Annotated in this window: 9 protein-coding genes and 2 pseudogenes; 4 read left to right on the plus strand and 7 right to left on the minus strand. The window is 53.3% G+C overall.

What is annotated here, in order from left to right; genetic code table 11:
* The 3 genes and pseudogenes from AC221Y_RS15000 to AC221Y_RS15010 all read right to left on the minus strand — a co-directional run.
* Positions 1-239 (minus strand): annotated as a pseudogene (locus tag AC221Y_RS15000) (IS630-like element ISSpo6 family transposase); the annotation flags it as partial.
* Positions 240-458: 219 nt separating this feature from the next.
* Complete coding sequence (locus AC221Y_RS15005; protein WP_486707637.1) at positions 459-641, minus strand: sulfotransferase domain-containing protein; 183 nt, start codon at positions 639-641, stop codon at positions 459-461.
* Positions 642-859: 218 nt separating this feature from the next.
* Positions 860-1180 (minus strand): annotated as a pseudogene (locus AC221Y_RS15010) (sulfotransferase domain-containing protein); the annotation flags it as partial.
* 408 nt (positions 1181-1588) lie between these two features.
* On the opposite strand from AC221Y_RS15010, the gene AC221Y_RS15015 reads away from it, so the two are divergent.
* Positions 1589-2296, plus strand: coding sequence for an SDR family oxidoreductase (locus AC221Y_RS15015; RefSeq protein ID WP_486707638.1), 708 nt, complete (start codon positions 1589-1591; stop codon positions 2294-2296).
* Positions 2297-2403: 107 nt separating this feature from the next.
* Positions 2404-2832 (plus strand): GFA family protein, encoded by a 429-nt coding sequence (locus AC221Y_RS15020; protein ID WP_486707639.1) that lies wholly within the window; start codon positions 2404-2406, stop codon positions 2830-2832.
* A gap of 596 nt (positions 2833-3428) precedes the next feature.
* Here the strand turns inward: AC221Y_RS15020 and AC221Y_RS15025 are convergent.
* The 3 genes from AC221Y_RS15025 to AC221Y_RS15035 form a co-directional block, all read right to left on the minus strand.
* On the minus strand, positions 3429-5519 hold the full coding sequence (locus AC221Y_RS15025; protein ID WP_486707640.1) for an alpha/beta fold hydrolase: 2091 nt from the start codon (positions 5517-5519) through the stop codon (positions 3429-3431).
* A 3-nt stretch (positions 5520-5522) separates the two neighbouring features.
* Positions 5523-6140, minus strand: coding sequence for a TetR/AcrR family transcriptional regulator (locus tag AC221Y_RS15030; protein WP_486707641.1), 618 nt, complete (start codon positions 6138-6140; stop codon positions 5523-5525).
* A gap of 229 nt (positions 6141-6369) precedes the next feature.
* Entirely contained in the window at positions 6370-6936 is a 567-nt protein-coding gene (locus AC221Y_RS15035) for a Crp/Fnr family transcriptional regulator (RefSeq protein WP_486707642.1), read from the minus strand.
* Positions 6937-7028: 92 nt separating this feature from the next.
* Here AC221Y_RS15035 and AC221Y_RS15040 point away from each other — a divergent pair, with 92 nt between their 5' ends.
* A complete protein-coding gene (locus AC221Y_RS15040; protein WP_486707643.1) occupies positions 7029-7583 on the plus strand; it encodes a hypothetical protein in 555 nt (184 codons plus the stop codon).
* A 299-nt stretch (positions 7584-7882) separates the two neighbouring features.
* Here AC221Y_RS15040 and AC221Y_RS15045 read toward each other — a convergent pair whose 3' ends face one another.
* Positions 7883-8401, minus strand: coding sequence for a hypothetical protein (locus AC221Y_RS15045; RefSeq protein ID WP_486707644.1), 519 nt, complete (start codon positions 8399-8401; stop codon positions 7883-7885).
* Positions 8402-8787: 386 nt separating this feature from the next.
* On the opposite strand from AC221Y_RS15045, the gene AC221Y_RS15050 reads away from it, so the two are divergent.
* Positions 8788-9606: a DUF2189 domain-containing protein gene (locus AC221Y_RS15050; protein WP_486707645.1), complete on the plus strand. Its 819-nt coding sequence runs from the start codon at positions 8788-8790 to the stop codon at positions 9604-9606.
* Positions 9607-9829 lie beyond the last annotated feature (223 nt).

The following is a 9829-nucleotide window of genomic DNA, read 5'->3' on the forward strand; positions in this document are numbered from 1 at the left end:
AGATCGGGCTGAGCCGCGATCCGCGCACGTACCCAATCCTTGACACTTGTCAGCTTGCCGCGCCCAGGATTGCCCTGCGGCTTGGGCGCAAGCGACCCGGTCTCGCGCTTGAGCCGCACCATGTCGTTGACGAACTTGATCGAAACACACAGTCGCCGAGCCGTTTCAGTGTGTGTGTTTCCCTGAGCAACAAGCGCGACGGCGCGCTCTCGCAACTCAACAGGATGCGGTTTACCCATCTCTGACCCCCAATATCTGCCTCAAAGGCAGGGAATCACAGATTGAACACCATGGGAATCCCGAATCCGATCAGGACCGACACACTCTAAGTTACCTTACGAAGTCCTGGATCGAGTTTTTGAACCGATGGGGATATCGTTGTCTGCGTAGATTGTTCTAGTTCTAATCCACCTTAAAGCACCCTTGAACCCGTCTGCCGCATTGGGATCTGACGTCTCTCAATCGCGCTTCATGCTCTTGAATGTTACGATTTTGGCAATGGCAGACAGGGATTTATCTTTGCATTCGATGCCCAAATAGTCCGAAACCCTAAGAATTTCGCCCTCAAGATCGGCAAGCAAATCATTGAAGTGCATGAACAAAATGTTCGAACGTTCGCGCTCGTTCCACCACGTCTGCACATGTCGCAAGTTGGACCAATGCGGATAGCCTTCCGTTTCCCATTCAAACCAGCCGTTATTGATTCATATTTTCCAGAGTTCGCGAATGTCTTTGGGACAAGGAAAAAAGGGGGGCCTACCCGACATGGCGTGTCATTCATTTCCGCAATGAACTCGTCAGTATAGTTTGAATAATGGTTCCAGAATGACATGAATACATCACGAGGGTCGCGCCCAACAATAATGTATTTGGATTTCTCGCGAAGATATAGACCGTCACGGGGAAGGTGAGACTTCAAACATCGTCGATGTTCCTGCCCTTCAAGCTGTTCCAAATGCTCTTGGATAGGTTGCAGCCGCATATCGATCCAAGGGGAATAATCACCGATGACACGCAGCCCGAGGTCCTGAAAGATAAGATGCAGCACAATGTTTTGCATCCAGGTGGTGCCACATTTGTAGGGGGTCGCGATGATGATATCGTCGGCCCGTTCTTCTAAGTGGTCCCAGTGCGCGCTGTCTAACAGGAAGTTTTGGTATACGCGTTCGCTGCCAGCCATTTTTCGACCCTTTTCTTTAAACTAGATCATAACTGCTTCCGGTGTAAAATTTGAATTCGCGGCGAATGTATTCTTCCCGCCCTCACTGACGAAATGTGTATGCCGCAGCATCGATCACAAAGGGCTCGAAGCGGCCTTGCGGTTGCGCGACATACTGGTTTTGAAATGCGCTCCAAAAGCGGCCTTTCGTTTGACGCAGACGCTTCAATCGTTTCAGTAGGTTACCGCAAGGCTCGGACATTGGGCGGCCAGAAGCCGTCAGACGACCCGGTGCGGAATGACGGCTCTGAGCCCACAGCAGTTCTTGGAACAAGCAGGTTTTTCCGGTAACTTTACGGAGAGCTGAGTTGTGGCGCCACATCCGGTAAAAGCTTCAAGATCACGCAAATGGAGCAGGAGGGACGAACTTTGGAACTCAACGATAGGGTTATACTCATAACCGGGGCGTCCGGTGGGATCGGAGCCGCCACCGCGCGCCAACTCGCGGGAAAAGGTATGGCGCTCGCTTTGGCTGGTCGTGACGTTGGAAAACTGGAAATGGTGGCCGACGATTGTAGGAAGGTCGGCGCGCTAGCAGAGGCATTTCCTGGTGAGATCACGGAGGAGGCCTACACTGCCTCGCTTCCTGACGCAGTGCAAACGAGGTTTGGCGCACTGCACGCGCTTTTCAACAATGCAGGTGTCTTTGAAACTGGCTCCTTCGAGACAGCAGACATGTCGAGGTGGGACATGGCGCTCGACGTCAATTTCCGTAGTCTTTTGCATCTCACCAAAGCCGCAATTCCGCATCTTCTGGAACATCCCGAAAGCGCCATCATCAACCTGAGTTCCATTGCCGGGCGCATGACCTTCGGAGGCGGCGGGATCTACAGCGCCACAAAGCACGCAGTGCATGCATTCTCGGGCTGTCTCTTTGAGGACCTGCGAGACAAAGGGTTGAAAGTTGCAACTATCTATCCCGGTTTCGTTGACACTGGGATGACCGCGGGTGTGCAGGGTGAACGATCGCATATGATCCAGCCTGACGATGTTGCACGAACGGTGCACTTCGTACTTGAATTTCCCGCAAACGCATGCCCTACCGAAATCGTCATCCGACCACAATTCCCTCTCTGACCTAACTGTCTGAAGAAGCTAGCAGAGGGCTCCACAGTAAATTCTCGGCTCTTTCCCATGATTCTGTGCTAATCTACTTCCACAACAAGCAATCGAGGGAGGGTGAAATGTCTGATACGCACACAGGTCAGTGTTTTTGCGGAGCTGTTGAAATCGAGGTGACGGGCGAGCCAGCCGGTATGGGCTATTGCCACTGTGAAAGCTGTAGACACTGGTCTGCCGGTCCGGTCAACGCCTTCACGCTTTGGGACCCTGAGAAGGTCAAGATCTTGAAGGGTAAAGAGCATCTTCTTCAACACAACAAGACCGAGAACAGCGACCGGAAATGGTGCGCAAAGTGCGGTGGTCACGTCATGACAGGCCATCCTGGCCTGAAGCTCATAGACGTCTACGCAGCGATCATTCCCAGCGTCGAGTTTAAGCCCGGACTCCACGTTAACTACGCGGAGACGGTGCTTCCCATGAAGGACGGTCTACCGAAGATGAAGGACTTTCCATCGGAATTTGGAGGCTCCGGAGAAGTCGTTCCCGAATAACTAGCACCTGTCTTGCTAGTTGCTCGCGCGACCTTCGCAGCGTTTATTCGCCATCGGCCTGAAGCGTCGGTTGGGTGCAGGATAGTCTCGGGTTTAATTATCCGGCAGGAGACCGCTCGCAGGGCTGGAAGCGAACGACGGGTTTTCCGCACAGCGGCCATTGGTTCATCTTGCAGCGAACGACCGTTCTAAGCTTATTCTGTTGAAAAACTCCAGTTTCGGGCCGGGCGGACAGATTTTTTCGCCATACGGCTCGATTAGTTTATTTTAGCAAGGGGGATCGGCCAAATTAAGCCTCCCGGGTTTCTAGGCCGCGTCGCGTCCCCTGGTTCACTATCTTAGCTGACTTTGACAGGATATGCGCTTTTGACAGGAATTTGGGATTTCCAGATTTTGGTGTTTTTCAACAGAATAAGCCTAGAGCGGCCGGACTGAAATCGGGTCCTTTGCTTGTGTCGCAAATCGACAGCTCCAATCGATCCAAGAGTTACGCTGCAATGCAGCCAGAAAAGCCGACAGTGGTCGCGACCGCAGCGAGGTCCGAGGGGTGCATGACCGAGTTGCGGACGAAGCCGCCGTTCGTTCGAAGTTACCGTTCAGAGAAGTTCGAAGAGCATCGAGGCTGCTCGCGCTGCGCCGTCCCGGGCCACTGGATGCGGAACCCGCGGATTTTGCAATTCTATCAGCATCGCTTCGGCGATCTGCTCTGGCCCCGACTCGGCGAAAATCATCTTCCGCCCAGCATTGTAGCGTTCCAGACGACTCGAAACGTGGAAGTTCTGCTCGAAATGGTTCCGCAGTGGAAAATAAAGGAACGGCGTACCGGCCGCGGCAAGCTCCATGCATGTTGTCAGGCCACCTTGCACCAGCGCGAGATCACAGGCCGCTAGGTGCCGGTCGAGATTGGGGACAAAGGACCGCATCTCTACTCCCGCGGGGACCCGGAATGCCGCCGGATCGAGCCTCGGCCCGGTTACCACGATCATTCGCAATTCAGGAAGCCGTGCTTTGGCCATCGGGTAAGCCGCAAGAATCCGACGAATCAATGTCGCTCCAACACCCGACCCGCCAACAGACACGATGCATGTCAGTCTTCCGTCATCATACCCGAACTCGGCGCGAAGATCGTCTCGGGACCCGAACTCTGTCGGGTGCTGTCCGATGATATAGTCAGAGAACTCAAAATGCCTCGGTATCCAGTCCCGCATGTGCGGCAGACCCTTTCCAAAGCTCAGATCGACTATGTCCTCGGGTCCGCCGACAAAGATCGCGCGATCGCGAACCATCGGATTTTCCTCAACATGACCAATCATCTCGGCATTGTAGTCGGTCGTCAGAAAGGCTTCGCGTGGCCCGTTTTCTTCAAACGGGACCCAACCCACGAAGTCCGTCAACCAGGCGACCGGTGCTTTCTTCAATTCCGGATGTTCGTGCCAGTAATGATCGACATCCCAGGCTTCATCCGCGATGATCAGATCATATTTTTGTTCTTCCAAGACCTCCTGAAAAACCATAAAATTTTTGATGAGGATCTCGTCCATATTCCGAATTGCCTGGAAGGCATTCAAATCATGTTCACCGCATTCGTCTTCAATGTGCGCGCTTTCATTGGCCAGCAGATTGCTTGCCACGTGAATGCTTTCATTATTGGCTTCGAGGAATCGCGTGACGGGGTCCTGTGCCAACCAATCGACTTCTATGCCCGGATGCAGTTTGCGAAGTTCACGCGTCACCGCTAGATCACGTCGGGCGTGCCCCAGGCCAATTGGTGACGACAAGTAGAGCGCCCGCTTCGCGCCGTTCATCTTGCGGCGTTTGGGTTTGTGGGTACCCAAATGTCTAGCGAGGAAATCGCGCATTGTTGTATTGAACCAGGCGGGGAACCTTGCTTGCGGGGCGTGTCCCCCGCGTTCCAGAACAACCAGTTCGCCAGCTGCAAGCTCGGCAATCCGTTGCGACCCCGAGATCGGGCAGATTTGGTCGTTCTTGGCATGAATGAGAAGATTGGGACACTTAACCTGCCGATACATTTCTTCGGTTACAAATTCGGCAACATTATCATCCATGGACATCGACAGCATGTCAGCGTTCCCAGTTTCCGCCCATTCTATAGAATCTTCAAGTTGCTTTGTTGAATGACTTTCGCTGTTCACCTGATCTAAGAAGAAGGCGAGGAAATCGGTATAGTTATTCTGCCAGTAATCCTTGTTGAACTTCTGCCAGCCCACCGGGCTTTCCGGTGCCGGCACGTCGAATTCGATTTTTCGGGTTGCTAATGGGGGAACGATTGGTGTCGATGCGCCAATCGAGATGACCGCTTCGATCCGTTCCGGGTATTTCGCTGCTGCGCTGTATGCGACTGCGCTGCTGAAAGACAATCCAACGAGAACCGCTTTCTCGGTTTCGGTGGCATCCATAACCGCGGTGACATCACCAACGACGAGCCCGAAATTGTAATCTTCTACACGATCTGGTCGATCGGATTTCCCATTCCCACGTGGATCATATGCAATTACCCGGAACTGCTCGGCAAAGTAGGGAATTTGAGCCTTCCAGCTACGCGAATGAATTATCGCCCAAGTCGGGACGAATATTATCGTTTTTGGCCCGTCACCATAAATCTCATAGTGGATCTTAACGCCATCGCACTCAACGTATCCAGTGGTATGAGGTAGTTTCGCTCGCATAATTCACTCCTCTGTTTTCGTTTTCTCAAAGAACTCGATAACGACGCCGAACCGACGCAATGCATCCCGAAAGGGGATTTCTGGCGACTCGTATCCCAGCACTATCGCTGCCTCGGCCCCGATGAACACAGCGCTGACCAGTGCGCCAACATCCTCGGTTCTGAACGGTCCAAGTGGTCCATTCTGCGCTTCGATCTCGCGAGTTAGTTGTAAGATGAGATCATGCCATTCGGAGTATGCAGACCTAACTGCAGCGCCGATTGCGGGATTACTCCAACCCGCAGCTGTTAGTTCCATCAGGACCCGCACATATCCGGATGCCAGGTCTTCTTCGAGATAGTCGCACGATAGTGCCCATTTCTCAGAGACACTCAGATCGGGATTCTTGAACGCCTGGGTTTGCCGATCAATCAATTGGCCGTTCAAGTATTCGAACAGTGCCAAGATCATTCCTTCTTTCGATCCAAAGTGATACTGGATCTGGCTCATTTGAGTGCCCGCCGCTTCAGCCACGCGACGGGTTGAAAGCCCCGAGTACCCCTCCTCCAGAAGGACCTGTTGCGCAGCGTCCAGAAGCTCTCGCTTGGTTTCCTTCACGCGTTCTGCAGTTACACGAGCCATATAACCTACCCCTTTTAGATTTATTAAATCATTCGAACGAATAAATCAATGCTTCACTCTCAAGGCTTGGCCATGACTGGAGTCAGGACCAATTTCAAATGCCCGCAGCTCGAGGCTGCCATTCACTGCATCTTGCACCAATGTCAGCCGTGCGGGACTAAACTGCCGTTGCCTTGCAAAGCAATAGTTCCGAACGATGTCCTCCTTCGCTTCGCTTATTTGCTTGCGATCAAGGGTTACGAGCTCTGCTAAGCGTGACGGGGGTCATTCCCAGATACGAGGCAATGTGGAAATGGGCAAAAAGGTCTTCATACCCTGGGTGGTTCTTACGAAACCACTCTAAGCGCTGCGGCGCGCTCAACGCTGCAAGGCACCATTCGCGCCCGACTTTGCGGGTCAACTCTTCGCGCATTAAGGTATTTCCCCATTCGCGTATGCTTTCGAAATTTACCATCAGGTCCATCAAATGCGCGGCAGGGGTTGTCGCAAAAACGGCGTCATCCAAAACCTCGATGTCCACTAAAGAACAGCCGCCGGATGTTCTGGCCATGTTGGGCGTTATTACAATTGGGGCGACGTACAGGTTCAGGCTTGCCTCGTTACCTTCGGCATCGGTGACCAAGCTTCGCGCACGTCCCCGCAATAAAATATATTCGTTCTCGTCTCGCTCACCTTGGCTCGACACGTAACCGCCGATTGGCGATGTCCGAATGCTGAAAGCATCTAACAGTATTGCCCGATGTTCTGCCGGGAGATCAGTCCAAAATTCCTCGATGGTCTTCAGATGATTGTCCAATCCGTGCTGCCCCCCAACCAACGTTATCAAATGATAATGACTGAACTGACCGTGTACTGATAGCCCCGCAGTATCGCAGCAAGGAGACAATTATGATCAACTTACTTTCCTTTCCACAGCACGGATCACGCATCCTGCTTTTCTGGGGCGCCGCAATCCTTGTCTATTTTCTCATGGTCTTCGGCACGCTTGCCGATATTGAACAGATCACCGGCGTTAGGGCATTCGACATGCGACCAACTGGTTATTCCTATGCAGATGCATTGGCACTCATTTCAGCGCTCGAAGATGAGGGGCGTCGTATTTATTTAATGAGGCAAATTCCACTGGACATGGTGTATCCGGCCTTGCTTGCGATTTCGAGCGCCAGCTCCCTGCTTTGGTTGTCGCGATCCTTTGGCTCGACTGTTCGATGGTATCGAGCGGTTGCGGCTATGGCCTATTTGGCGGCAACCGCTGACTACGCTGAAAATGGGTTGATCCTCTGGATGCTCAATGCCGGACCCAGCGTGCCCGAAGCACTGGTTACAGCGGCAAGTCTGGCGTCGATGAGCAAGTCAATCTTCTCGACAATTGTGTTCACGACATTGCTGGTTGCTCTAACCGAGTTCGCAATCCGCAGAATGCGTCGCATGCGAGAAATCTGATGCTAGAGACCCTGCAAATCTGGTCGTACACAGTGCAACATCGAACACTTTGGGCTCTCTTCCGCCGTTGAGCGAGCGTTCGACATATGACCGGTGTTGGAAGGCGAAGGGCAAGCGCTATCCGACGAAACCCCGCTAAGGCTCTGTTCCGAAATGGTTTGGCTCCAATCCCAATCCGCATCCGAGAATGACCGGTTCCCGAGCGCAGTCTTAGCCGCGCATCGCTGCTTTGCGGCGGTCCGCAGAGAGCCCGAAGTGGTATGGTCTGTCAGTAGCGCCGTGCTGTTTGGTACAACACACTATATCATCGGATCGTATGACCATTGTAAGAGTGCTTGTCGCTGGCGCGGGCGGCAAAACATATCGCCAGGATAGCAATTTGCCCGAATTTGTCCGGCATGGCGTGCAAATCCACGCCAACGCTTTATTTGAATTTCATCAACCTTAGGCAAACGGCGACCGAGATAATATCGGCAGTACCATTGAAACCAACCCCTTGGGTCGGGACCATAGATCCACCCCTTTTGCTGCCAGATGCTAAGGTCTTGTCTGCTTTTTACACCAAAATAATTGATGTCCGGGTTTGGCGTATCGCTTAGTTTGGCATTGGTGAACCAGTGTTCCGGCAATTCTCCCGTGCAGTCGGTGCAATACTTTCCTTCAAAAACGCCCATGTTGAGCATTTTCTGAGGTGTGAAATACGGCGTGAAATCTTGTCTGAACGCCTGCCCGACAGGCGCGGTCAACTGATAACGGTAATCCGTCTGCATTCGGTCGTTAACTTCGATGATCTGTCCGACATCCATCATTAAAGCCATCTGTGTCGGGTCGTGAGATGTCAACGAATAGATGTCTTCTATACCTGTTTTGTCCGCGACCGAGTCGTTGCCCGGTTCGACCTTGCTGCAGCTGGCATGAATGACCGCTCTTTCAGCTGCAGTGCGGCGCGAAATTCTACGGCGCCGCGGCGTGGAAAATCCTGCGAGCGCACGCAGCGAAAATACAGCGAGTCTGGTCTGGGCTCGGAGCAGCCATTCGCCGCGCCATGCATGAATGACTGCTCTGCGGGACCAAGCCGCCTTACTCCCCCTTGCCCTTACACCTCAGCTAGCGCAAACTAATTTGCGGGGAGGGATGTCTGTTTCACTGCTGGATCTGATGACAAACGCACCAGCGCGGCTCCACGCTTTGGGAGGACCATGTCATGAAATCTAAGACTGGAGGTTCCACACCACCGGACAATCTGACGCCCCAGCGGCGGGCCGTGATCAAGGTCAATAAAGTGACCGCGGATGATATCAAAGCATCACTGAAGGCCGGGTTTTCCGACTTTCTGGCACGCCCTTTCACAAGCGGCTTCTTTGGCCTCTTCTATGCGGTTTTCGGAATCCTGTTTGTTTGGTGCCTAGTCTGGCTCGAAAAAATCTGGATGGTTATGCCAGCCGCTGTAGGTTTTCCGCTGATCGCGCCATTCGCAGCCTCAGGGCTTTATGAAATGTCTCGCCGTTTGCAGAAGGAAGAGAGTTTCGGCTGGTCTGAAATCCTCACCGTCATGGCGCATCAACGCAAGCGCGAGATGGGCTGGATGGCCTTTGTCACCCTGTTCGTTTTGTGGGTATGGTTTTACCAGTTTCGGATTGTACTGGTAATCGTGCTGCAAGATTCATCCTTCTCGGATTTAAACGGTTTCATCAACACCGTATTGTTCACACCAGAGGGCTGGACCTTCCTTGCAATTGGCACCTGCGTCGGTGCATTTCTCGCGGCTGTCTTGTTCACGGTGACCGTCGTCGCCATGCCTATGCTGCTTGACCGGGAAATCGATTTCGTTTCCGCCATGCTCACGTCCATTCGCGTTGTCACGGAAAACCCGGTGGTCATGCTCACCTGGGCGGCGATCATTTCGGTCACCATGCTGCTGTCCATGGTTCCGGCGTTTCTGGGCCTTATCTTCACCCTGCCGATCCTTGGCCACACCACATGGCATCTCTATCAGCGGGCCGTGCCGCCAGCGGAAGGGTGATCACTCAGGCAGTTTTACTAGGTCCGCTGTGGGCTCGGAGCAGCCATTCGCTGCAAGGCGCGTCGATGACCGCTCTGCGAGACAAAGTGAGCGTTCGCTGCAAGTGCGAAATCGGGTGCGCTTGAAGTCCCGCGCCGTCACTAGGGCGGAAAGCAGACCTTCGCTGCACCGGCAAACTGAATTGGACAACTTGAAGAAAGCGGACGGTCGGGGCTACGACCCA

This window comes from Boseongicola sp. (genome assembly GCF_057460485.1).